Annotated in this window: 24 protein-coding genes; 1 reads left to right on the top strand and 23 read right to left on the bottom strand. The window is 40.2% G+C overall.

Going from position 1 to position 23,904, the window contains the following annotated elements; all coding sequences use genetic code 11:
* Positions 1–12 precede the first annotated feature (12 nt).
* The 14 genes from CLOL250_RS14405 to CLOL250_RS09195 form a co-directional block, all read right to left on the bottom strand.
* Positions 13–171, bottom strand: a complete 159-nt coding sequence (locus CLOL250_RS14405) for a hypothetical protein (protein ID WP_008402127.1) — start codon at positions 169–171, stop codon at positions 13–15.
* Positions 149–295, bottom strand: coding sequence for a hypothetical protein (locus CLOL250_RS13945; RefSeq protein WP_008402126.1), 147 nt, complete (start codon positions 293–295; stop codon positions 149–151). Before CLOL250_RS13945 ends, CLOL250_RS14405 begins: the two co-directional genes overlap by 23 nt.
* A gap of 94 nt (positions 296–389) precedes the next feature.
* On the bottom strand, positions 390–995 hold the full coding sequence (locus CLOL250_RS09245; RefSeq protein WP_147554325.1) for a TetR/AcrR family transcriptional regulator: 606 nt from the start codon (positions 993–995) through the stop codon (positions 390–392).
* Between the two features lie 158 nt (positions 996–1,153).
* A complete protein-coding gene (locus CLOL250_RS09240) occupies positions 1,154–3,046 on the bottom strand; it encodes a hypothetical protein (RefSeq protein WP_147554324.1) in 1,893 nt (630 codons plus the stop codon).
* A gap of 201 nt (positions 3,047–3,247) precedes the next feature.
* On the bottom strand, positions 3,248–3,727 hold the full coding sequence (locus CLOL250_RS09235; RefSeq protein ID WP_008402123.1) for a GNAT family N-acetyltransferase: 480 nt from the start codon (positions 3,725–3,727) through the stop codon (positions 3,248–3,250).
* A gap of 39 nt (positions 3,728–3,766) precedes the next feature.
* Entirely contained in the window at positions 3,767–4,054 is a 288-nt protein-coding gene (locus tag CLOL250_RS09230; protein WP_021943411.1) for a hypothetical protein, read from the bottom strand.
* Between the two features lie 225 nt (positions 4,055–4,279).
* Positions 4,280–4,990 carry a phage tail tape measure protein gene (locus tag CLOL250_RS09225; protein WP_008402121.1) on the bottom strand — a complete coding sequence of 237 codons (711 nt, stop codon included), beginning with the start codon at positions 4,988–4,990 and terminating at the stop codon, positions 4,280–4,282.
* A 98-nt stretch (positions 4,991–5,088) separates the two neighbouring features.
* Positions 5,089–6,102, bottom strand: coding sequence for a DUF4238 domain-containing protein (locus CLOL250_RS09220; RefSeq protein ID WP_008402120.1), 1,014 nt, complete (start codon positions 6,100–6,102; stop codon positions 5,089–5,091).
* 53 nt (positions 6,103–6,155) lie between these two features.
* Positions 6,156–6,359, bottom strand: coding sequence for a hypothetical protein (locus tag CLOL250_RS14190; RefSeq protein ID WP_008402119.1), 204 nt, complete (start codon positions 6,357–6,359; stop codon positions 6,156–6,158).
* A 170-nt stretch (positions 6,360–6,529) separates the two neighbouring features.
* Positions 6,530–7,102: a CDP-alcohol phosphatidyltransferase family protein gene (locus tag CLOL250_RS09215; protein ID WP_008402118.1), complete on the bottom strand. Its 573-nt coding sequence runs from the start codon at positions 7,100–7,102 to the stop codon at positions 6,530–6,532.
* The gene (locus tag CLOL250_RS09210) at positions 7,092–8,156 is read right to left on the bottom strand and encodes an FUSC family protein (protein WP_008402116.1); all 1,065 of its coding nucleotides are present in this window, start codon (positions 8,154–8,156) and stop codon (positions 7,092–7,094) included. Before CLOL250_RS09210 ends, CLOL250_RS09215 begins: the two co-directional genes overlap by 11 nt.
* A gap of 33 nt (positions 8,157–8,189) precedes the next feature.
* Positions 8,190–9,233, bottom strand: a complete 1,044-nt coding sequence (locus tag CLOL250_RS09205) for a HAMP domain-containing sensor histidine kinase (protein WP_005421561.1) — start codon at positions 9,231–9,233, stop codon at positions 8,190–8,192.
* Positions 9,233–9,943, bottom strand: a complete 711-nt coding sequence (locus CLOL250_RS09200; RefSeq protein WP_005421560.1) for a response regulator transcription factor — start codon at positions 9,941–9,943, stop codon at positions 9,233–9,235. The genes CLOL250_RS09205 and CLOL250_RS09200 overlap by 1 nt, the downstream gene beginning before the upstream one ends.
* The gene (locus CLOL250_RS09195) at positions 9,922–11,355 is read right to left on the bottom strand and encodes a phospholipase D family protein (protein WP_008402112.1); all 1,434 of its coding nucleotides are present in this window, start codon (positions 11,353–11,355) and stop codon (positions 9,922–9,924) included. Before CLOL250_RS09195 ends, CLOL250_RS09200 begins: the two co-directional genes overlap by 22 nt.
* A 270-nt stretch (positions 11,356–11,625) precedes the next feature.
* Here CLOL250_RS09195 and CLOL250_RS13550 point away from each other — a divergent pair, with 270 nt between their 5' ends.
* The gene (locus CLOL250_RS13550) at positions 11,626–11,946 is read left to right on the top strand and encodes a hypothetical protein (RefSeq protein ID WP_008402110.1); all 321 of its coding nucleotides are present in this window, start codon (positions 11,626–11,628) and stop codon (positions 11,944–11,946) included.
* Positions 11,947–11,970: 24 nt separating this feature from the next.
* Here CLOL250_RS13550 and CLOL250_RS09185 read toward each other — a convergent pair whose 3' ends face one another.
* From CLOL250_RS09185 to CLOL250_RS09145, 9 genes are all read right to left on the bottom strand, one after another.
* Complete coding sequence (locus CLOL250_RS09185; protein WP_008402109.1) at positions 11,971–12,672, bottom strand: response regulator; 702 nt, start codon at positions 12,670–12,672, stop codon at positions 11,971–11,973.
* Positions 12,665–15,358 carry a sensor histidine kinase gene (locus CLOL250_RS09180; RefSeq protein ID WP_008402108.1) on the bottom strand — a complete coding sequence of 898 codons (2,694 nt, stop codon included), beginning with the start codon at positions 15,356–15,358 and terminating at the stop codon, positions 12,665–12,667. Before CLOL250_RS09180 ends, CLOL250_RS09185 begins: the two co-directional genes overlap by 8 nt.
* Before the next feature lie 72 nt (positions 15,359–15,430).
* A complete protein-coding gene (locus CLOL250_RS09175; RefSeq protein ID WP_008402107.1) occupies positions 15,431–15,688 on the bottom strand; it encodes a hypothetical protein in 258 nt (85 codons plus the stop codon).
* Positions 15,685–16,332, bottom strand: coding sequence for a potassium channel family protein (locus CLOL250_RS09170; protein ID WP_008402106.1), 648 nt, complete (start codon positions 16,330–16,332; stop codon positions 15,685–15,687). Before CLOL250_RS09170 ends, CLOL250_RS09175 begins: the two co-directional genes overlap by 4 nt.
* A 10-nt stretch (positions 16,333–16,342) precedes the next feature.
* Positions 16,343–17,674, bottom strand: coding sequence for a TrkH family potassium uptake protein (locus CLOL250_RS09165; RefSeq protein ID WP_008402105.1), 1,332 nt, complete (start codon positions 17,672–17,674; stop codon positions 16,343–16,345).
* A gap of 112 nt (positions 17,675–17,786) precedes the next feature.
* Complete coding sequence (locus CLOL250_RS09160) at positions 17,787–17,999, bottom strand: hypothetical protein (protein ID WP_008402104.1); 213 nt, start codon at positions 17,997–17,999, stop codon at positions 17,787–17,789.
* A gap of 16 nt (positions 18,000–18,015) precedes the next feature.
* Entirely contained in the window at positions 18,016–18,261 is a 246-nt protein-coding gene (locus CLOL250_RS09155; RefSeq protein ID WP_008402103.1) for a hypothetical protein, read from the bottom strand.
* 344 nt (positions 18,262–18,605) lie between these two features.
* Positions 18,606–20,672: a DUF262 and DUF1524 domain-containing protein gene (locus tag CLOL250_RS09150; RefSeq protein WP_008402102.1), complete on the bottom strand. Its 2,067-nt coding sequence runs from the start codon at positions 20,670–20,672 to the stop codon at positions 18,606–18,608.
* Between the two features lie 12 nt (positions 20,673–20,684).
* The gene (locus CLOL250_RS09145; RefSeq protein WP_008402101.1) at positions 20,685–23,846 is read right to left on the bottom strand and encodes a type I restriction endonuclease subunit R; all 3,162 of its coding nucleotides are present in this window, start codon (positions 23,844–23,846) and stop codon (positions 20,685–20,687) included.
* Positions 23,847–23,904: the final 58 nt, after the last annotated feature.

Below are 23,904 nucleotides of genomic sequence, written 5' to 3'. Positions count from 1 at the left end.
AACTTATTCCATTCAGGCCAACACTAACATAGAGCAGTGGAAATACAAATGAAAGTGCTCTGCGTAATAAATATATATATCCCCCTGCTCCGCAACTACGCCATCCTTCAACACAACGATCTTATCAACACCATCTACCGTACGCATTCTATGTGCAATGATAAATATCATAAAATGGTATCAATGCGATCCAAGCAGCAAGGATCGCAAGAACACAGGACGCACAGGTAAAATACTTATGTCCTCCTGCTATGCCCATGAGTCTGGACAATGCACTTTGTTTCTTTTCTTTCATAGTTAACCTCCTGTTACTAAAGTTAGCATTTACTAACCCATGTTTATTTTTATAGGACTGATGCATGTTGTATTTCATGCAGCAGTCCCTATTATCAGAACTTCATTCCGATCACCGCCTGCCAGCCCGCATAGTTAAATGCTCTGACATTTGCCATAAATTCTTTTGCCTCTTCATAGCTCTTATCATGTGTGATGAGTTCATACACATACTGCCATCCGTTCCTGCAATATACATGGATAAAAAAATCATCTATCGGATGTCCTCCATCCGAAAACTGCTTCACAAACTGTTTATAATAGTATTCTTCCTTTGCCGCAAGCCTGTCAAAATATGTCTCATATTCTGTTCCCGCCGAACAGCAGAAGATCAGTTTGAATTCTTCCTGATGTCTGTAAATATATTCCAGTACAAGATCCGTTCCTTCATCTCCGGCACCCTCCGCCTGGCTGATATCTGTCGCTTCTCCTGCTTTTTTTATGCTGTCAGAATAAATCGCCATTAACTCATCTGCGGCTTCTTTTACGATCGCTGTAAATAAGCCACTCTTGTCGCCAAATCTTGTATAGATTGAATTCGTGCTGACTCCACTATCTGCCGATATTCTCCGCAGGCTGGCATCATGGAATCCATATTGTAAGAATTCCTTTCTGGCACTGACAAGTAAATTTTCCGTTACACCTTCTGATTCTTTTCTCATAAACCACACCTTGATCAGTATTTGCATTTATATACAATATAAAATAACAGTGTTATTGTAACGCTGTTATTTTATAAAAGTCAAGATTATTTACACAATTTGTTCTACATTATTTTTCAAATAAGAGAACTACTACTATACCTGTTACCAATACCAGATTACCGTTTTCGGATCGTATACAGACATCCCATTCCTGATACTGCAAGCAGAATATAAAGCACAGCCAGATTCATATCATCTCCTGTCTTGGGTGATGCTGTCCTATCATCTTTTTTCACTTCTGTTGTATCTCCATCACCACTCTGTGTCGTGCTGCCTGTTCCATCTTCTGTACGGTCTGTTGTTGTGCCCTCTGAAGAATTTTCCGTCGTAACTTCTGTTGTCTCTCCGGTTGTGGTCTCTGTTTCCGGTTCTGTTGTTTCTTCTGTTGAAGCTTCTGTTACATCCCCGGTCGTATCCTCCGATGGATCCTCAGTCGTTGCTCCTGTCTGATCCTCTGTTGTCGTCTCAACCTTCTTATATGCGATTGCATAATTTGAAAATCCATCTGTCTGGAACATCACCATTTTAGTTGCCACATCAAAAGAAGCAGGAATAATCTCATAGGTTCCATCCTTTTTCTCATGAATAACTGCCAGCTCACTGTTTGCAGGTTCCCAGTCGGCTTCTATCTGAAGGGATACCTTTGCCGGTTTCTTCAATGTCTCTATATTATTTACCCACAAATTTGCTACTGTATTCTTATACAGGATCTGTGCCAGCTTGATATCAAAATACCCGGTGATGTGATAATCACCTGCTGCCTTTTTAAAAGCCTCAAGCTGTTGCTGTGTGAGAACTGCATCCTTGATCGTCAGTCTATTGTTTCCTGACGTGATCTCATTTTCTGCAAGCTGGATCAATGCTTTTTTCACTTTATCTGTCTTAAGCTCTACCTGATCTTCTGCCTTTGTAAATATGCCGCTGATATGTACATTTTCATCCGGCATTGTATATGAAAATGTAGATGCATCTGACAAAGGCGTTAAAGACTGACCATTTATCGTTATCGATCCAAGCTGATATCCATATTCCGGTACTGCCCGGAGAATAATTTCTGAACTCGGTATAACACTTGCCCATCCATAATTGGTGTCCTGCTTAACACCATCTAAACCAATCGATGTTCCGTCCGGATTTTTGATCTCAAGGATCTCAAGCGTTCCATTCTTTAACAGCTCATAATCTTTCAATCCATTATTACCTGTTTTATCTTTGGCCCATATAATAGTTCTTGGTATGATCGTCGGCTTCTTTGTAACTTCGATCACATATTCACTGGCAGGCGCAATCGTGAATTCCACTGTATCCTTCGTTCCTTCCGGCAATGTGATTGCCTTTCCATTTACTGTGACCGTCCCGATATCTCCATCTCCAAATGCCAGTTGGATCCTGAGCAGATTATAGATTTCACCGGACGCATATCCCTTGCCAGTTCCCTGTATCTGACTGCTCTCAGCTCCGATCTTCGCTGAATTCAGATAAATTTCCATTCCAAATCCATCATAGGTTCCCATGATCTGAATATCATCCGGGTAACCGGGGTTCGGAGGCGTTGATACTTTTTCTATTCTGAAATTCAGATTACCGCTAAAACGGTTTGTATCCAATTTTACATAAGGATTCGAGCTGATATCATACGATTCATCATTGATATATAACTGAAGTTTCACACTTGAGATTCCAAGCAGGTCATCTGGCGAGGAAACATCCAAAACGGTAGTTGCTTTCAGATAATATTCTTTATCTGACAGATCGATCTGCATGTTATTTCCATTGATCGGACAATTTGTGTAACTGTCCATAACAATATCTCTCGTACATAATGTCAGCCTTACTTTATAGGCATCATCAACAGCAAAGGTCGCTTTTCCATTTTCAATAGATGCCCCGATAAAATTCAATGTTGCCATGTTGGTTTCTGCAGCCCTTACCTGTGTGCTGGCAAATGGCAACCATATCATACTGATACACAGCCATAAACTTAGAAAAATCCCTAATTTTTTCCTCATAATTTTGTCCTCCATCTGCTTCCCTCCCCAGGGAAGTTATTTGCAGTCATTCTATCAAAAAGCACCTGATTCCACAAGCGTTTCAGACAAGAAAAATCATGAAAAAAGTCAGGAAAATAGCGAGTTTGAGGCGTTGCGGCAAACACCGGAACGCAGTGCTATATTTCCTGACTGATATAATTTTTATGTCCGTAATTTGTCTTAGAATTTCTTCTCCATACAAATGAAATGTTTGTCAAACAGATCACATTCCCCGACAGTTCTAAACCCGATCTTTGCATATGTCGAGAGTGCTACCACATGGCCTTCCCGAACCAAAATATGGATTCCTTTCATGCCCCTGTTCTTCAACACATCACCGGCATAATTCATCATCTGCTTTGCGATTCCCTGTCCCTGCATATCCTTTCTTACACAGAGTCTGGACAATTCTCCCGACGGTGCCTGATCCTCATGCCAGCAGGTGAGCGACTCCACGGCATCGTCATGGTCGATTGAGATCGTCGCAATGATCTCTCCCGCATCGTTCTTCATCACAAACAGGTCTTCATTCTTAAGGTCAAATGCGATCGTGTTCTCATCCGGGTATGTCTCGCTCCACTCACATGGTCCCCCGATCATCGCATGGTATAAAGCCAGCAGTTCATCTTTATCTTCTTCTGTTGCATTCATTATCTGCATGGTAAGTCCTCTCTTTTCTGTCTTTCTTCGTTTACTTATTCACTCTGCATCAAACAGGTCTTCCATTTCCTCTACGGCTTCATAGTATTTGTTCATCCACTCGCTCATCCGGTCAATTTGTTCTCTGTCCGCTTCCACCTGTTCAATATCCTCCGGCCATTCATCACCCTCATCTATGCCCTGTTGCAGGAGCCAGTTCTCCGCACACTCAAACCGGCACATTCTGCCATCGTCACTTTCGATTGTTACCAGCACCAGAAGCGGTTCCCCGGGCATCCGCTCCTCGCAGCCATAATCTGCTTCATCTATTCTGGTCACAGACCACATGTTATGCATCTCCTTTTTCTTTTGCAACTATAAATAAATTAATATTCATTATAACACAGGTCATCTCAAAACTGAAAACAGGTTCTACCAACATTTCATTGTCGGTAAAACCTGTTTAAATTTATTCTGTAGTATTCTTTATATTAACAGATATTTTTACTTGTTATGTTTCCTTTTCCTGTCCAAAGTTACCACAAGGTCAATGTTGGAAACCTAACCAACCTTCTAGATCTGCTGTGTGTCATATCCTACAAGAGCCAGATAATTAAGAGCCTCTGCACACTCTGATGCAGAGAATGCAGTTTCTGCACCCATCTTCTTTGCCAGTTTAGAAAGGGTATCCATTGTATTCACTGACTGACCGTTTACCTTTGACATAGAATCTTTTGTGATTCCCATTGTTGCCTGTACCTGTGACATGGAAGATTCAAAATTGGCAGCCGTAGTAACCGATGCGGTTCCAAGAGCAGTCACCCCTGCTGTAACGGGTAATAGTTTCTGTCCGGCAGAGGAAATGTTATCTCCTGTGGTCTTTAACTTTTCTCCGGCTGTGGCTATCTTCTGGACTGCCGTAGCTGACTGATTTGCCTGTGTTTCAAGGTTCTTCAAATCCTGCTCCGTCTCTACGGTTTCCCTTTGAAGGGCATCATACTGTTCCTGTGAGATTTCTCCATTGGCAAGTGCTGTATTTGCCTGTTCTGCTACCGTCTTTAAGGTTGCCAGTTTTTCTTTCGTTTCACCAACGGCCTCAGCAAGCAGTTTATGTTTTTGTGCCAGAAGTTCCGTATTGCCCGGATCCAGTTTCAGCAGTTTGTTAACATCCTTCAGCTTCGACTGGGTGGACTTGATCTGTCCATTCACACCTTTAAGGGCATTCTGTAATTTGGTTGTATCACCACCAATTTCTACGGTAATTCCTTGTATACGGCTTGCCATGAATTCTCACCTCCTCTCTCCTAAATTTTGACATAAAAATGCTCGGATTTCTCCGAGCAAGAAAAAGCACCAACCCACTTAAGGATTGATGCTCTCAACTAAATATCAATATTCTTTTCCTTCAAACTTGATCTTACTTTATCTGCATTTGCATAGCCAAAAAACTGATTCGCATAATCTAGTAACAATGAATTCAAAAAGATAACATCTCTTTTTACTAACTGTTTAATTTTATATTGATACACCATCGCACCAGATTTTAAAAATTTATTTGTAGGTGGTTCTATCGTATCTTCACTCCCAAATCCCAAACACGCAGATAAAGTTGGGGCATGTGGCGGATATATTATCCTTGTACCTGAACCCTTTAAGTGCTGTTTATATGCAGGACTCATTGTAATTATTGCCATATTCCTTGATAAAGGAAATATACCATAATCTTGCGGTGATACCATTTGAAGCAACATAGCATCTTCAATCCGACCACTTTGCATTAGTGCGTTCATCTTTCTTACACCAATAGGTCCCATATATGCAGCCCATCCTCTATCAGTAATAATTAAATCCTCTTTACTATTGTTTGTTCTTACAAATACATTATACGAAAAAACAACATCTTTCACATAATTAAAAAGATTCATGTTCTCGCCTTTATTTGCTATCCTAACCAACTCTTCCTTATTTTGACATTCTAAAATCTTATTCATGTTTTCGTAGAAATCACCACTGAATATATCCTTAAATGGGTCATTCTCAAAAATAAATCCATCTCTTTTTAAGGTCTTATACCAGAGATTATGCTCCATATTTTCATCCTTAACTCTTAAAGTCGTAATAATTAAATACTTCTTTATTGTTAATAAGTCCTCTGATGTTAAAGCAATATTGTAGTTTTCTTTAAGAATTTTGTTGTTCAATATATTAGCAAACTGAACCTCTATCTTGTGACATAAGTCTTTCTCAATATTCTCAGGATAATACCCTTTTTCGGAAAATACTGATTTGGTACTCTTGGACTCTATATTCCCTGAATTCAAATCATAATACTGGATTTTTTCGTCTTCACAAAAATGTCTCAAAATGAGTTGAGGAATAAAATGGCTATTAACCATATAATCACCTCTTTACTGATTTGAGTATAACATATTATTAATAATTATTACCATTAAAACTTGTCGAAATCTTCCTGCGTTGCTAGTTCTGCATATTTGCAATCATCGTTTCTGCTCTCTGCATACATATCATTGATAAGACCTATCGACAGCATATCAAGATCTGCCATCGATAAGCCTAACTGCACACATCGAAGCAGAAACAATGGGGTTGTCATTTCACGCTCAGTTGGGCGAACTTTTTTTAGATTCAACATCCGTTTTTACATTCAGTCCCCAGAGTTCAATCAGCTGTGGAAGAACCTGGTAAATAGAGAATCTAAAATTTTATTAAACCGACTAAAGACTCCATAGTTTGTGTGTTTGACTTACTGTTTATATCTATCTTCTCCTAAATATTTTTCTAGTCATTGCAATATAAAATTGCTTATACAGTCTCTCCCTTAAGAGTCCTGGTATTCTGGATAATATACAGAGCGACCGATATGACCATCATTATAGCGCACAAACCAATCAATAGATCTGATACCATCGGTGTAATGTGGAACCATATAATATGCACCGCTGCAGTTCCATATAATAAAAAGGTTACTATCTTTCCATGCCAGTCTGCACCATATACTTTTCCTGTCTTTCGTATCACAAGACATCCACTGACTACCATATACAACTCTTTACCTGCCATTATTACGATTAAAAGAAGCACATGCGGAAAACGAGTAAACAGACAGATTAACATCGCTGCCTGTGTCAGCTTATCAGCCACCGGATCAAGTATTTTTCCTAAATTACTAATCCTATGGAATCTTCTTGCGATATATCCATCAGCAAGATCCGTAAGACCAGACAGCAATAAGATTTCACCAGCTAACAGAGGATTTTTCTTTACACAATAACTCCATATAATTACCGGAATCAGACAAAGCCGAAAAAAAGAAAGAAGATTAGGAACCGTAATAATTCTATTCAAATTTTCTTCCTGATTCACTTCACTCTGCATGTACGGTCACCTCACTTTCCTTTTTTTTAGACATAAACCAATAAAATATAACACAAAATGCTAAAGCAAACACAACACCAAAAACATTTTGAATCACTCTAAGACTAACCGCTCCTTGTAGTCCATAAGTCTCTGCAGCAATGGCTAAAGCACCAAATGTGTTAAATACTGCCTGCCAGCCATATTGTGCTGAAAATCCTACACCGATTCCACCAAGAATTCCTATATATGCATAGATTGACGAAGGAAGCAGAAAATATAATACTGTAAAACATATAACACCTGCAATATTTCCGACAATCCTTTTACGGACTCTGTAGTGCATATCTTCCATAAACGGCAAAATCACGGACATGGCCGCAATACCAGCCCACATTGCACGTGGCATATTACAAAGTTCTGCAATGCAAAGGACAATCGGTACGCATAAAATCTGACATATCTGCCATTTTGTTCTGGAAGAAGTGATATCAAATTCTTGTATCAGATCTTTCAGATTTCTTTTATAAGTTCTGTTTTTATGATTTCGATAAAATACGAAGCAGGTAAGTGCTGCACCTAAAGCCATTCCGACTAATCGCATCTGATAGCTTTTTCCCGTAACATCATAACCATATAGCAGCAGATACCCAAGAACCAATGTAGATTGATTAAACATGAGTGGATTATGGCATCCGAACAGAATCAACACAGCCAGTGCCGCAATATTTAACAGCATTCCCAATACCGGTGAAAACTGATTTGCTAAATGCGGACATACAGTCATAATTACAAAGAACAAAGCCAAAAGCATCGTAGATTGTCCGGTGTGGATCCCCAGATCCGCATTTCTAAACACCATGAGACATAATAAGACTACTACACCTACAATGCTGTTCTCATTTCCAAATAGGATGCTGAACATACTAACAAAGAAAAAACAAAATGCCATTGTAACAGCTATCTTCACCAGATATACCCACATATGATATAATTTTTCTTTTAGTGTTTCACTCTCTTTCAACAGTTTTTTAGAACCTGCCTGATTTAACTGCAACTCCTGATAAAATGTCATATAAATCCTCCTATCTTCTAATTTATCTTAAAACTATATAATCTCATCTTTCTGCTTTGGCAGCTCTATAACAAATCTGCATCCACCATATTCACGGTTTTCTGCTTTGATTGTTCCTCCGGCACTATCTACAATCCGTTTTACAAGTGCAAGACCTAGGCCATTTCCTTCTGCTTTATGAGATCCATCTACCTGATAGAACTTGTCAAATATTCTGGATTTTACATCATCCTCTATTCCTGGTCCTTCATCTTCCAGAATGAACTTAACAGAATCCTGTTCTTGTTTCAGAAACATCGTAATTGTCCCCTTTGAAGGGCTGAACTTAATCGCATTATCTAAAAGATTTATCCAGATATGCATAAAAAGTCCTTCATTCCCAGTATATTTAACTTCCTCCAATTCTACCTGAAAACCAATTTCTTTTTCTGTCCATTTTGTTTCCAATGAAAGAAATGCCTGGCGGATCTGTTCATCCAGACGATATTCCGTTTTTTTCATTGGTATATTCTGATTCTCTAACTTGGATAACAGCAAAATATTACCAACCAATCCGGAAAGCCTTTGGGTGTTAAATAAGATTTTTTCTACATATTCCTCTTGATCCGGAGACAGTTCTTCTCCCTGAAGCAGCATTGTATATCCTTCAATGGCATTAATCGGGGTCTTAAACTCATGAGAAACATTAGATACAAAATCCATCTGCAGCACCTCTGTTGCACGAAGTTCTTTTGTCATAACGTTAAAACTTTGATAAGATTCTCCAACTTCTGCTATACGGCTGTTCGTTTCCAAATGCTGTTCAAAATCTCCCTGAGAAACTTCCTTCATTGCTTTACTAAGTCTGGTAATTGGTTCCAGTAACTTTGCATTGATAAAGGAAGTGATCAGCCCTGCAATCAATGTATTGAAAATCAAAAGCCAGCCAAGCACAGGTATGCTGCCCGGCAGATTAAAAAAATGATTCAAAAAAGCAAATAATAAAGCAGATATGACTGTTGAAAATACAAGTGCAAGCCAGATTGCACCAGTCAGACAGGATCGGATCCGCAATCCTTTTTTTTTCTTTTGTTCCATTATTTTTTCACCACCTTGTATCCAATTCCACGCATTGTTACGATTTCAAAATCTGGGTTATCTTTAAAACGCTCTCTGAGTCTTCCTATATGTACCTCTATTGTATGTGGGTCTGCCTCCGTCTCGTATCCCCATACTTCATCCATCAACTGTTGTTTTGTAAATGTTCTGCCTGGCGAAGCTGCAAGCTTATATAAAAGCAGGAATTGTTTTTTAGGTAAAACAAGACTTTCCTTATCAGTTGTAACCGTCATTGCATCATAATCAAACTCTGTTGAACCGATCACAATTTTGTGTTCATTCAATATCTGTGCACGGCGAAGCAGTGCTCCGACTCTTAAAACCATTTCATTCACATTTACCGGTTTTACCATATAATCATCACTTCCCGAAAAAAATCCCTGACGCATATCATCAAAGGAACCTTTCGCAGTGATCATAAGCACTGGTATCTGATATCCTGCTGAACGAAGTTCTGACACCAGTTCATAGCCATCCATAACCGGCATCATAATATCAGAAATGATCAGATCAATATATTCCTTATCCAATACTTCTAATGCCTGTGCTCCATCCGATGCACTTTTGACTTGATATCCATTCTTCTCAAGCACTTTTTGGAATAGCTGGCTTAATTCTTTATCATCTTCTACAATCAATATTTGAAACACGTTTTCCTTCCTCCTTATTAAAACAGATACCTTGCCCATCCAAGCAGATGCTGTACCAAAAATATTTTTCTCTGACGTTTCTTTGTTAATTCGATTGGCTCTACATGATATGGATCATTATAAGTTCCGCCTTCTAATATCTGGCGGGACACTTTTTCATATTCCATCATGCCCTCTTCCAACTGTTTATTAATATCTTTACTGCGTATTACAAGCATCAGTTCCGTATCCAGATATACACTTCTCATGTCCATATTAAAGGAACCGATTACAGACAGATCATCGTCAATCAGAATACTTTTTCCGTGGTATGAATAACCGCCTTCATATTCCCAGATATTAATTCCTGTACTTAAGATTCTATTTCTGTTTTTCGCATAATCGGCAGACCCAAATGGATTCCTATTATTCGCAACTGAATTTGTCATGATAGAAAAATCTGAAACGTTCTCTGCAATCTCCTCCCATGTATTATACATCATATCATTACAGATAATATATGGCGTGTGGATCTTCACACGATTTTTTGCATTTTTCATCAATTCTCCCAACTGATACCACACTACTGGTTCTTTGGAACCTGTGTGAATAGGATTTGACACTAATGTAATCTTTTCTGTCTCAAAAGTTTCGTCCGTATAATCGGTCTCGCAGATTCTTTCCTTATTCTCCTCAAAATATTTCTGATAGCTGTTCTGCAGCTCTAAAACTGCGTTCTTTACAGATTTTCTATTTGCCAGTTTTTTATTGTTATGAAAATAACCACTGTCTTCCTGATTCCATATGGTTTCAAAATACTCTGACAACTGGTTAACTGAATTTTCTTTCTCAGGTTCATCGCAAACCACTAACACGTCTCTGTCATAGTTCTTATGTCCCGGAAAATCACCCAGGAAATAATTGTGTATATTTCTTCCCCCAAGAATATATCTCTTTCCATCTGCAATCAAATATTTATCATGCATTCTACCCATCATTTTCCACGGTTTCAACGGATTGGCCTTATTATACAGTTTAATTTCAACATTCTCATGGGAAGATAATCCATAGAAATACGGATTTCCTTCCATATCAATCCAGCTCTCCATTCCATCTACTAACAGACGAATATGTACACCTCTGTCTGCCGCATCATGCAGTGCTCCTAAAATCAATTTTCCACTTTCATCGGATTGAAATGCAAAAGTAGAAAGAATAATTTCCTTTTTTGCATTCTTAATCAAACGCACTCTTTGTAAAAGCGCTTCTGGATTCTTTTCTATGATTACTGCCCGTTCTGTATTTTCACTGCATTCGTTCCATGACCCATTTATTGTTTCTTTTTTGGTTGTATTGGACACTTCCGGCTGCTTTTTATATGCAACGCAGATTCCGAGCAATTCATAAAAAACCACACATAAAAAAATTGCCAGTATAACAAGAAGGATTTTACATATTTTATGCTTTATCATTGTACATCACCTGATTCCTTTTTATTTCATACTTATACAATACAAAGTCAATCTCAATTTAACCTCAACAAAATTTATTTTTCATGCGTCATTTCATCTGTTATGATTAGATATGGCGTCATAAACCAACAATATTTTTCAGCTTTATTTATCATACTGATATAAACTTCTTCTCCTACTTGTATAAACTTCAGGATAAAGTTCCCGAAGGTTAATTTTCTTCATTATGTACCTCCATTTCGATTCACGGATGATTGACGGGTGAATCGAATGGAGGCGGAGACCGACACCGGCAGGCAACCGGGTCACCTCCGAAAAAATGGCAACAAAAAACGCCAGATTTCCGTGAGGGAAAACTGGCGCGCCAAGAACAGCCATTATTATACTGAATTACATGGAACGATAATGCCGATGCAATGTTATACTTGCCCGGAGGAGGAGGGCGGCAGAAATGTTTGGTTTCAACCGCCGCGACATCTCAAGCGCAAATCATCGCTGTTAAATAGCAACGGTTTTGTGTTTGGAGTGCTTATTCCTAAAAATCAAAAAATGATTAGGGCAATCCGAAACTCAATCGTCTATTTTTCATAGAGAACACTGGCCGTCCTTATAGCGTTATTCTATTTTCATCATACGGTAGCCCACACCAATATGTGTTTGAATATATTGTGGAGACTCCTCTGTTGGCTCCAGTTTTTTTCGCAATGTTGCCATAAATACCCGCAGCGAAGCCACATCGTTATCCCAACTGCGGCCCCAGATATTTTGTGTGATAAAGGTATGGGTCAGTACCTTGCCGACATTCTTGGACAGCAGACACAACAGCTTATACTCAATGGGTGTCAGGTGAAGTTCGTTTTCATCCAGATAAGCGCATCCCCCGGCATAATCCACTTTCAACTTACCATTCACAAATACAGAACTGGCAGTAAACATCTCTGCCGTCATCAGAGAGAGTCTTCGCTGCGTCACCCGAAGTCGTGCCAGCAGTTCTTCTACCGAAAAGGGCTTTGTCAAATAATCATCCGCTCCGGCATCCAGCGCCTTGATTTTATCGTTATCCTCGCTTCGGGCGCTGATTACAATAATCGGAACATTGGACCAAGAGCGAACCGTTTGAATGACTTGAATGCCATCCATATCCGGCAAGCCCAAATCCAGTAAGATGATTTCAGGATTGTGCGATGTGGCCTCCATAATGGCTGCCGAGCCATTAGGTGCTACCACATAACGATAATCATTTGTTTTTAAAGTGGTCGTAATGAGATTTCGTACAGACGGGTCATCCTCAACCACTAATATCAAAGGTTTATTCATGAAGTTCTACCTCCTCTGCAGGTAATGTAAATTTAAAAGCAGTGCCATTTGGCTGATTGTCTGATACGGAAATCGTGCCGCCGTGGGCGGTCACAATGGACTTACAGAGGGACAGCCCCAATCCAAGGCTTCTGCGGCTGTCGACCACTTTATTGGCCCCACTATAAAACATATCGAAAATACGGGGTTTCTGCTCATCGGGAATCCCAGGGCCGTTGTCGGAAACGGAAACCGTGACCCATTGCTCTTTTTGATCGGTGTGTATTTCAATTACTGAACCGACAGGGGTATATTTGATGGCGTTGTCAACCAAATTGATAATCACCTGAACGATCAGCTTCGCGTCAATGAGGGCAAGGATAAAGTCTTTACCGCTGGTCACACGAATGGTGTGTTCTTTACTTTTTCTGTTGATGTGCTTCAGCGCTTCAGAAACGACCTCATCCATGAGTTCGATACTCCGAGTTAGATTGACCTGTCCGCCCTCAATTCGTGTGACTGCTAACAAATTTTCAACCAGATTGATTAGCCACATGGAATCGTCATAAATATCAGTAAAGGTCTGCTCCCGTAGTGCATCGTCCATTTTTTTATAATTTGCAAGCAAATTGTCTGCGCTGCCGGAAATCGCTGTCAAAGGCGTCCGAAGATCATGGGAGATTGCCCGCAGCAGGTTGGCACGAAGTTGTTCATTTTGTGCCAGGACAGCCGCTTCCTCCTTCTCCTTGGCATTTTTGATGTTTTCCAGCGCCAATGCGCACTCGCCAAGAATGGAAAGAAGCACGCTATTTTCAAAAGAGTCCAATGGAGTACCGTTCACAGCAATACCAGCTACTCCATATACATTCTGGTTAACCCGAATCGCAAGGTATAAACACTTTGCACTGGATAATGTATCTGTTGTGGCACCGGCGTGTTTATTGTTTCGGAAGGCCCAATCGGCGACTGCTTTCTCGTTCTCAGAAATTAAATCTTCCTGAATGCTATTAACAGCACGAAAAACGTTAGGGGTGGCAAGTTCTTTACCATCAGACAGGTAGACCACAATATCTTTTTTCAGCAGCTTCATGAGCTGCCCTGCCGTAGCGGTGATTACCGCATTCTCATCCTGCTCTTTTTGCAGAAGCTGGTTGGTTTCAAAAAGAATCTTTGTACGGTAAGCTGTATGGGCAGATTGTTTCGCATTTTCTTTCAGCCGGGTAGCGAGAGATCCGGAAAGCAGTGTTACTATAAACATAATGGTAAAGGTAATAATATAGTTCGGATCGTCAAAATGGAATGTCAGTCTCGGAGTGGTAAAAAAGAAATTGAAAACCAGCACACTGACAACCGAGGTCAGAATCCCGCACAGTCGGTTGGTTGTGATTACAGCGGTCACAAGTACGCCTAATATATAAACTGCGATAATATTACTCTCCGTGAACCCAAGAGCGTCAAAGCCACAGCCAATTAGTGTAGCTACCAGCAATACAGCTATACTCTTCAGAACATCACGCAGGGGCATCGCATCTACCTGCGCCTTACTCTTTTTTTCCTGATAGCTGGTTCCTGTGCTGGCATCCGGTATCACATGAATATCCAGATTAGGTACGCTGGAAATCAGGCGTTCCGTCAAGGTGGGCTTGCTGAAAATATTCTTTCGTGCAATGGTACTTCGTCCAATTACGATTTTTGAGATGCCGGAAAGACGGGCAAATTCCGCAATCTGATAAGGCACGTCATCGCCATAACTTGTCTCAATCGCAGCGCCAAGTTGCTGAGCCAGACGCTTATTATCCTGCAAACGTTTTTTATCATCGTCACTCATCGCCGCTGTATTTGTCGTTTCCACATAAAGAGCGGTAAATGTTCCCCGAAAGGCTCTTGCCATCCTTGCAGCAGTCCGAATGATTTTTGCGTTGGATGGCGACGAGGAAAGACATGCCAGAATGCGCTCGTCTGTATGGTAATCGCCTCGGCTCTGTACTCTGGCGCTTTCCGTCAGCAAGTTCACCCGGTCAGCGCACCGACGGAGGGCGATTTCCCGCAATGCGGTGAGATTTTCCAGCGTGAAAAAATTAACTGTTGCCCGCTGCGCCTGATCTTCCCGGTACACATTTCCACTTGCCAGTCGTTCCAGCAACTCCGCAGGCTCAATATCCACCAGTTCTACCTGATCTGCTTGATCAAAGGTGGAATCCGGAATACGCTCCCGCACAAGAATTCCGGTGATAGAGGCTACTGTATCGTTGAGACTCTCAATATGTTGGACATTTACAGTCGTATAGACATCAATTCCAGTATTTAGCAGTTCCTGAACATCCTGATACCGCTTCGTGTGCCGACTGCTTTCGGCATTGGTATGGGCCAACTCATCCACCAGTATGAGCTGAGGATTTCGCTTGAGTGCAGCATCAATATCAAATTCACGAAAGGTCATTCCTTCGTAAGCAACTTGTTTCACAGGAAGCTGCTCCAAACCGTCCAGAAGTGCCATCGTCTGGGGTCGGGCATGGGGTTCTATGTATCCAGCAACCACATCGATGCCACGCTCCTTAGCCTGATGAGCCGCCTGAAGCATGGCATAGGTCTTTCCGACACCTGCGGCATAACCGAAAAAGATTTTGAGTTTTCCGCTTTTCTTAGTGGATGCATCGTTACGGATCACACGAAGACGCTGATCCGGATCTTGTCTTGGCAGTTCCATTTTAACCCTCCTATCTGTCACTCAAGTAAAAGCGATTTCCTTTTTCAATATTATAACACACAACGTCAAAGCCTACATCTGCGACTGATCCACGGCAAATTTGTTCAGGCATCCAATGAAAAAATCGACGACAGGTAATTTTTTGGAATCCCTCCATAGTGCTATTTGTGTGATTTGATTCTGGGTAATCGGCTCAAAATTGTTTTCCAGAAAAACATCCAGTTTATTCATCAGAAAATCCCCAAAAATAAATATGGCTGATGTACTTACAAGTAAAATAACATCCTGCATGGATTCACCCCCAATTCCTTTGATTTTTCTTAAAATCAAGTATGAAAGCACTTTTGCAAATTTCTGTTACTTCCTAACGCCAACATGGTATCTCCTGCTTTCAGCACTGTGTCTGAAGTAATAGATAACTCCAGCTTGCCGCTTTTCTTGATTCCCATAATGTTAATATTGAATTTTTTACGAATATCAAGCTCTCCAATCGAATGGTCCGCCCAATCTTTGGGAATGGGAATCTCAAACATGGCATGATTTTCATCCAGTTCTATGTAATCGAGAATGTGATCCGCACTGTAACGGATTGCTGTCCACTTTGCGAGCTGTTTTTCCGGGTAGACTACTTCATTTGCACCGTTACGCAGCAAAAATTTTTCCTGAACATCAGTTGCAGCTCTGGAAACTACAAACCTCGCTCCTAATTCACTGAGCAGAGAAGTTGTTTCCAGTGAACTTTGAAAGTTGTTGCCGATGGCCACAATGCATACATCATAGTTGCGAACACCGAGAGATTCCAAGAAATCGGCATTCGTACTGTCTCCAATCTGTGCATTGGTAACAAGGGGCAGAACAGCCTCTACACGTTCCTCCGAAGTATCTACCGCCATCACTTGATGGCCCAAATGATTTAAGTGCAGGGCAATATGCTTTCCAAATCGCCCCAGACCAATTAGAAGAATTGATTTCATAATGTCTCCTTTATCCTACTGTTATTTTTTCCTTTGGTAGTTTTGAAACTTTCTTTTGTGCACTGGACAAGGCCGCAAAAATTAATGTAAGGCCACCGACTCGTCCAAAAAACATCAGCAGAATCAAAACACTCCGTGAGAGCAGATTCAGTTCCGGCGTAATTCCCAGGGACAGGCCGACTGTGCCAACAGCTGAGGCAGTTTCAAAAAGGCAGGTAAGCATGGGAAGTCCTTCGGAAACGCTGATGATAAGCCCACCGGTACAACATAGCGTGATATACATAAGCGAAATTGTCGCTGCATTTTTTACGACATCATCATCAATGCGACGTCCAAAGAGGTTGGCATTTTCTCTGCGCCGAAAGGTAGAAATCGCAGTAGTAAGCAAAACAGCAATGGTTGTTGTTTTCAAACCGCCTGCGGTAGACCCGGGACTACCGCCGATCAGCATCAGCGCAATGGTGATAAATTGTCCGGCCTCACTCAAATCAGTTAAATCCACCGTATTAAAACCCGCCGTTCGTGGTGTCACAGCTTGAAAAAGAGAAGATAAAAGCCGTTCCTTTCGGGTAAGATCAGCAAACTCAAAAAAATAAAAGTAAATTGCCGGAACGATCAATAAAACCGCTGTGGTACAAAGAATCACCTTACTCTGCATCCGATATTTGTGCAAATGCAATCGATTTGTCCGAATATCATCCCAAGTCAGAAAGCCAATGCCTCCAAACACAATTAAGAACATAATAGTAAAGTTTATGACTGGATTTGCTGCATAGCTGGTCAGGGAGGAAAAGGGAGTGCGCACACCCAATAGATCAAAGCCTGCGTTACAAAAAGCGGACACGGAATGAAACAGTGCCATCCAAAGTCCCTTTTTCCCGAAATCACGGCAAAACACCGGCGCCATCACGGCTGCACACAGCAGTTCCATCACCAGTGTCACCCTGACGATAAAGCCAGTCAAGCGAACGATTCCCCCTACCTTTGGCGCTGAAATCGCCTCCTGCATGGTACAGCGCTGCATCAAAGAAATCTTCCGACCGGAAATCATTGCAAAAGATGCGGCTATGGTAATAACCCCCATGCCTCCAATCTGAATCAGCAGTAAAATGACAAACTGGCCGAAGGCCGACCAGTATGTTGCCGTATCATGTATAATGAGTCCGGTTACACAAACTGCTGAGGTAGAAGTAAACAATGCATCCGAGAAAGGCGTTGCCAGTCCGCTTCGGCTGGAAAACGGCAACATTAAAAGGAAGGTGCCGAAAAGGATCACACCGGAAAACCCGAGGATGATAATTTGAAACGAAGTCAACTTCCTTTTTAACAACACTACTCCCATAACTGCAATCCTCCTTTATACCCCTTTATGTGCCCTTAATTATAAATCAAAGGGAGTAAAGAAAGTAAAAGAGAATGCGCATCTGTATTAAGACCGTCTAAAGATGCAGGACTTATTCTTTTTTATCACGAGCTTGTGCCAGAAATTCAATCAGCCGTTTCCTTGTCAGAATCCCGCATAGAGCATTCCGGCCATCAACGATGGGGACAAAATTCTGATTCAGCATTGAAGTTACAACCTGCTCGGAATCTGCATCTATTTGTAACGCAGGGCAAAAATCTCTGCGAACAATGCTGCCAAGTCGGTATCCCTCCTGTACTTTCAAGTCTGTACCTCCATTTCTATCGAATCACCATGCCACTTCCTACATAGTGGCATTTTTCTTCTACCTGCATAACGTTACTTGGTTTCTTACCAGAATCCTTTTTCTTTCTTGATACTTCTGCATACACACGTTTATATTTATCTGTTCCAACATTATCGAAAAAAGTCGAAACATTATTCACGTCAAATCGCTTATCTCTCTGAAGTAAACGTACAAACCAGCGTATGTCATTTTTTGTCCCTTGAAGCCTTATCTTTAACATATAGGCACCTCCTTGAATAGAAAAATAAAAGGCAGGGATATTCAATATTTGTAATTAAATATCCCTGCCAAATTGGCTATTTTATTCACTTTTATTCATCAAAGAATATTGTGTCCCTCGTGTCGACTCTATAGCCGACAACGACATGAATTCTGTCCACTATCTGCTTTTTATTCCTTTTCACATCGGTTCTGCCGAAATTGAAAAAGCTGCAAAAGTGCGTAAATTCAAGGATTTTCACGAATCTGTACGACGTAGCCCTATTATAGTCTCCACATGACACGATACGTCCTACTTGATGTTAGCCGTCGGGAGAGCTTTCGACTTGGCCTATTCAGAAATCATCACTCTGCCTGTGCATCAAAGGATTGTTTCACAATTTCCATGATTTGCTCTAATTCATCCTGATGCTCCATAAACAATTCTACATCGCCATTTCCCCAACGTCCTAAGCCAGTAATATCTTTGCAAATACCATTAGGGTCATTAATCTCTGAAAACTTCATATTAATCGAGATACGCAATCTTTGTTTCTGAAAAACAATATCAACAAAATTAGTATCTAGTTTATAGGCAACATACAACTTTTTATATTCCTTCTTAACCGCAGGGGATAAGTTCATAATGCGCTTATCTAAAGACTCGAATAGTATTCTTGTAAAAGCATTCACATCATATGTTTCCAAGGAATATTTCTGCACTGTTTTATCTTCTACTTGATATGGCGCAAGTTCTGCAACTGTTAAAGTTGGATATGGCCAAATAGATTCTGCTTTCTTTGCTAATTCGTTTGCCCTCTCTTGGATATGTTTTTCATTCCACTTATTTTGCAAAACCACATATTTATTAAGCCTAAGTGCACTTTCTTTGAATCCACCCGGCATATCCATCTTTTCCAAGAAAGGCCTGTCACTCATTTCAGAATTATATGCAGTCAAAGTAAGATTGCCAATTGTATGTAAATACTTTTTCTGAACCTCTTGCCACTCAGTACCAAGATCAGCTTGCCACTCTAAAGAAAGATTTTTGTTCTGCGGCATAATATGCTCAATGGTGTAATTCTCTATTATAATCGGAGCTTTGTTTTCAAAGTTTTCCAAACGACTGAGAATATAATTTCTAGCACGCATATTATAAATATCACGGCTTACAAATGCATCTTCAAACTTATCGTCATCTGGGAATTCTTTATATGTATCCTGCATCACGAAAAATGCCTTAATAGAATTCAGATAATCATCTGGTCTAATATAATTCTTCAATGTTGCAAAGGTTTTGTTCATTGAGTTGGTCGGGATCTCACAAATTGCACGTCTCAGAACATAGCTAATACAAAGCTTCAAAATTTTCTTCAGTTCATCTGATGTAATTAGTCCTTCTACGCAGTCATGATGAATTTTCAGCAAGAACGGGTAAGATACTTCCATTCTTAAATCGATAATGTCCTCATATAACTTCTTTAAATCCGTGTCAGTATTTCGCTTGAATACAATATTTGTATAATATTTTGCATATTCAAGCAAATCTTGACATAATTCTCTGATAGTTCCAAATTCACAATTCAAATGATACAATTTAAATTCTTCATATACACGTCCTTGCTTTGGAATACGAGAAAGTTTCATGGTCAAGTAATGGCGGAAGAAAGCATCCATTACCGTTCCTTGCGTTTCATAGATAAACAGCTGTTCCATAGGCCGCCAAAGATGTTCATATACATAAGTTTGTTCAGATGGCTCTAATCCCATCAAAACATAGTTACGAATCAAATCAGATTCAGAAAGTTCCTTACCAGTAGAATTCAAACTTTCAAAAATTGCCTGTGCATCGTCAACAGCGCGATCTAATGTGATATTAACAATTTGTAATTTTCCAATTGACTCATATACCTCTGCAGGCTGAATTTCTTTATCAGCAAGTTTTCCAGCAAAAAAATTGTAATTTTCAATCAGTCTTGATCTAGTGCCTTCTGCAATTGGCTTTTCCTCAACAAGGCTTATAAGAATATCTCTATCTGTTTCAGTCAGCAGTAACTTATATCGTTCATCACCACTTTCATACTCGTTTTTTAGAAGCATATTATCTATACGACGAGCATTGATTGTTGTGTCATTCGGATTCTTTATTGCATAATCACGCAAAGCCAGAAGAAGCAGTGTTAAGGTAGTCATTCGCTGTTGGCCGTCAATAATCATATATTTCTGAACACCTGTTGGCATTGCCTGTTCAGCAATATTAACAATAGAACCTACAAAATGGCCCACTTTACCTTTTCTCTGCATCTCTACAATATCGTTCCAAAGTCGTTTACACTGATCTATATCCCAGCTGTAGAATCTCTGATAAACCGGAATCAAGAATTGCTTATTTCCGTTCAATATCTCATAAATATTGCCTTTACGTGCATCCATATCGCACCTCCATTACTTCTTTTCTCCATAAGAAACCGTATCCTCTGCCACCTTGCTTAGTTCTATTTCAGATACATATTTATAGAGTTTTTCCTCTTTTCGTGGTTCCACATTATCCGTCCAAAGCTCACACTGACTAATTACTGTGCTTATTGCAAAATCATAGTCTTCCGGCGGATACTTATATTTCTTGAGGAGTCGCTTAACCATCTTACGCATCTGCGCTCTAGCAGTTTCTTTCTTCTGCCAATCGATAGTGCGATTCTTACGAAGCATTTCTGTAAGTTCTCTTGTCAAAGCAATCAACTCATCATTCTTATAAAAATCCTTAATATGCTCTGGTTTTGTAAGGGCATCATAAAATGCAAGCTCTTCTTGTGAAAGCCCCAGTTTCTGACCATTCTTATAGAGATTTGCAATTTCCTCTGCAGTTTTCAGCAGTTCTTTAATAACTTCTTCATTGGTGATTAGTCCGTTATAATAAGAGTTCATCAGTTGTGCAATCTTTTCCGAGAATTTTTGTGACTGTACCACATTTGTTCTCTTGTAAAGAGCCACTTGCTCGGCCATGAGTTTTTTCAAGATCTCGACAGCTATATTTTTTTCCTTCATCCTAGAGATTTCATCCAGGACTGCCGGATCAAACAAGCTGAAATTTTCACCACCACTTTTGCTGCTGTCAAATAAGCTGATGACACCTTCGCTCTGTACTGCCGCTTTCAAAAGTTCGTTGATTTGATCGTTAATCTCAGTAAGCGACAGGCTCTTTCCACCGGTACCACCGTAAGTGATCTTAATAACCGTAGATCGCAAAGCTTCCATATAAGCTGCTTCATGCCTTTCCTGTTCTGTTGTCATACTTGAACAAAGCGAATGAGACTGTTTCAAAAGCATAGCTTCCTTCAAGAACAAATCTTTTCTTTCTGGTACACTTGCATCGAGAATAAAGTTTACACCACCCGTAATAAGCTTAGCCATTGTAAGCGGAGAACCACCTACAAAGCCGCTAAAATCAAAGCCATGCAGTAAATCCTTGCATACCTGCAGCTTTTCTTGAAACTTCGGATAGGCCATCTTTGCAATATTCATGTCACCATATTTAGACTGATCGCGTTTCGTATATTCTTTCATCGCCGCCTTTAGAGCTGACGCAATTCCAACATAGTCTACGATCAAGCCACCTTCTTTGTCCTTGAATACACGGTTAACACGAGCTATTGCCTGCATCAAATTATAGCCATGCATTGGCTTGTACACATACATGGTAGCTAAAGAAGGTACGTCAAATCCGGTAAGCCACATATCTACAACAATGGCTATTTTCATTGGATCATTATTATCTTTAAATTTCCTCGCGAGTTCTTCTTTGTGCGCTTTGGTTCCGATAATCTCTTTCCAATCTTCCGGGTCATTGTTACCACCAGTCATAACCACACCAACTTTATCTGTCCATGTAGGTCTAATTTTTAAGATGCGGCGGTAAATTTTCATTGCAATCGGGCGAGAATACGCCACAATCATGGCTTTCCCTGTCAGAAGATTTGCTCTGTATTTTTCATAATGTTCAACGATATCATCACAAAGAGATTCAATCGTAGAATCTGCTCCCAGTACGCTTTCCATCTGGCCAAGCATCTTTTTGCTCTTCTCGATCGTTTGCGCATCGGATTGTTGCTCCAAGACATCATAAGTGGAATCAATTAACGCCAGCGTATTCTCATCCAACTTTAGATGAACTACACGGCTTTCATAATAAACCGGACGAGTAGCGCCATCTTCCACGGCCTGTGTCATATCATAAACATCGATATAGTCACCAAAAACCTCACGAGTATTTCTGTCCTTAGCTGAGATCGGTGTACCAGTAAAGCCAATAAATGTAGCATTCGGCAATGCGTCATGAATAACACGGGCATTACCAATTACCGTATGTGCTTCCTTTTCACCGTTTTCATTCTCTGACATAACGATTTTCTCATCAAAACCATATTGTCCACGATGTGCTTCATCCGCCATAACAACAATATTTCTGCGTTCCGATAAAGCTTTCTCTCCACGCTCAAATTTAAACATCGTAGTAAATATAATTCCATTTGCACTTCTGCCATCAAGAAGTGACTTCAGATGTTCCTTGCTCTCCGCCTGTACCGGTGTTTGACGCAAGAAATCTGCACATTGTGAAAACTGTGCATAGAGCTGATCATCCAAATCAATACGGTCTGTCATAACTACGATGGTCGGGCTATCTAATGCATCTTGCAATAAATGTGCATAGAATACCATCGACAATGACTTACCAGAGCCCTGTGTATGCCAGAACACACCACCCTTACCATCGGTCTTTGTTGCTACCTTTGCTTTCTCAATAGCTTTACGTACTGCAAAATACTGATGGTATCCTGCTAATACTTTAAAACGATTACTGCTTACGCCTGAAAAAAGAATAAAATTCTTCAAAATATCAAGCAAACGTTCCTTTTGGAACATACCCTCATAGAAAGTTTCAAAGGACGCATACGCAGTATCTTCATAATTACCGTCTTTTGTTTTCCATTCCATAAAACGATCTAATCCGGAGGTGATAGTTCCAGCCTTATTCGTAGATAAATCACTAATTACACAAATCGCATTATAATAGAAAATAGATGGAATATCCTGCATGTAATTTCGAATCTGATGAAATGCATTTTCTGCTCCAACTTCATCCTTAGCCGGGCTCTTCAATTCCATCAAAACAAGAGGCAATCCGTTAATAAATAGAATAATATCCGGACGACGGTTATTTCCATTTTCTAAAAACGTAAACTGATTTACCACATAGAAAGAGTTGCTATTTACATTTTGGTAATCAATCAAACGTACAATCGACGATTGCTCCTCGCCCTTCACAAAAAACTTAACCGTAACGCCATTTTGCAGATAATCCATGAATATCATATTCTTCTGCAGCAGGCTTCCGGTATCAAAATTCTTTAATTTAGACATTGCCTCATCAATAGCTTCTACAGGCAGACCACGGTTGATACGCACCAAACTATCTCTCAGAATAGAATCCAGAATCGGACTGGTATAATCTCTATCAAAATCCGGAGCGTAGAGGTGGTCATAGCCCATGTTTTCAAACAATTCAATGATTGCCTGTTCATATGTATCCTCTGTAAATAAATTTGGCATGTTCAACCTCCTGTATTTTTCGTTATATTCCAATAAGAAAAATATTTTCTGTTCCTCA

This window comes from Clostridium sp. L2-50, assembly GCF_000154245.1.
GTDB lineage: Bacteria > Bacillota > Clostridia > Lachnospirales > Lachnospiraceae > Coprococcus.
Note: the sequence above shows the minus strand (reverse complement) of the source record. Positions and strands in the feature narration are given on the sequence as shown.

Coding starts and splice junctions, on each gene's coding strand:
- CLOL250_RS14405 (WP_008402127.1), bottom strand. CDS start 171: ATGATATTTATCATTGCACATAGAATGCGTACGGTAGATGGTGTTGAT.
- CLOL250_RS13945 (WP_008402126.1), bottom strand. CDS start 295: ATGAAAGAAAAGAAACAAAGTGCATTGTCCAGACTCATGGGCATAGCA.
- CLOL250_RS09245 (WP_147554325.1), bottom strand. CDS start 995: ATGAGAAAAGAATCAGAAGGTGTAACGGAAAATTTACTTGTCAGTGCC.
- CLOL250_RS09240 (WP_147554324.1), bottom strand. CDS start 3,046: ATGAGGAAAAAATTAGGGATTTTTCTAAGTTTATGGCTGTGTATCAGT.
- CLOL250_RS09235 (WP_008402123.1), bottom strand. CDS start 3,727: ATGCAGATAATGAATGCAACAGAAGAAGATAAAGATGAACTGCTGGCT.
- CLOL250_RS09230 (WP_021943411.1), bottom strand. CDS start 4,054: ATGTGGTCTGTGACCAGAATAGATGAAGCAGATTATGGCTGCGAGGAG.
- CLOL250_RS09225 (WP_008402121.1), bottom strand. CDS start 4,990: ATGGCAAGCCGTATACAAGGAATTACCGTAGAAATTGGTGGTGATACA.
- CLOL250_RS09220 (WP_008402120.1), bottom strand. CDS start 6,102: ATGGTTAATAGCCATTTTATTCCTCAACTCATTTTGAGACATTTTTGT.
- CLOL250_RS14190 (WP_008402119.1), bottom strand. CDS start 6,359: ATGTTGAATCTAAAAAAAGTTCGCCCAACTGAGCGTGAAATGACAACC.
- CLOL250_RS09215 (WP_008402118.1), bottom strand. CDS start 7,102: ATGCAGAGTGAAGTGAATCAGGAAGAAAATTTGAATAGAATTATTACG.
- CLOL250_RS09210 (WP_008402116.1), bottom strand. CDS start 8,156: ATGACATTTTATCAGGAGTTGCAGTTAAATCAGGCAGGTTCTAAAAAA.
- CLOL250_RS09205 (WP_005421561.1), bottom strand. CDS start 9,233: ATGGAACAAAAGAAAAAAAAAGGATTGCGGATCCGATCCTGTCTGACT.
- CLOL250_RS09200 (WP_005421560.1), bottom strand. CDS start 9,943: ATGGGCAAGGTATCTGTTTTAATAAGGAGGAAGGAAAACGTGTTTCAA.
- CLOL250_RS09195 (WP_008402112.1), bottom strand. CDS start 11,355: ATGATAAAGCATAAAATATGTAAAATCCTTCTTGTTATACTGGCAATT.
- CLOL250_RS13550 (WP_008402110.1), top strand. CDS start 11,626: ATGGAGGCGGAGACCGACACCGGCAGGCAACCGGGTCACCTCCGAAAA.
- CLOL250_RS09185 (WP_008402109.1), bottom strand. CDS start 12,672: ATGAATAAACCTTTGATATTAGTGGTTGAGGATGACCCGTCTGTACGA.
- CLOL250_RS09180 (WP_008402108.1), bottom strand. CDS start 15,358: ATGGAACTGCCAAGACAAGATCCGGATCAGCGTCTTCGTGTGATCCGT.
- CLOL250_RS09170 (WP_008402106.1), bottom strand. CDS start 16,332: ATGAAATCAATTCTTCTAATTGGTCTGGGGCGATTTGGAAAGCATATT.
- CLOL250_RS09165 (WP_008402105.1), bottom strand. CDS start 17,674: ATGGGAGTAGTGTTGTTAAAAAGGAAGTTGACTTCGTTTCAAATTATC.
- CLOL250_RS09155 (WP_008402103.1), bottom strand. CDS start 18,261: ATGTTAAAGATAAGGCTTCAAGGGACAAAAAATGACATACGCTGGTTT.
- CLOL250_RS09150 (WP_008402102.1), bottom strand. CDS start 20,672: ATGGATGCACGTAAAGGCAATATTTATGAGATATTGAACGGAAATAAG.
- CLOL250_RS09145 (WP_008402101.1), bottom strand. CDS start 23,846: ATGCCAAATTTATTTACAGAGGATACATATGAACAGGCAATCATTGAA.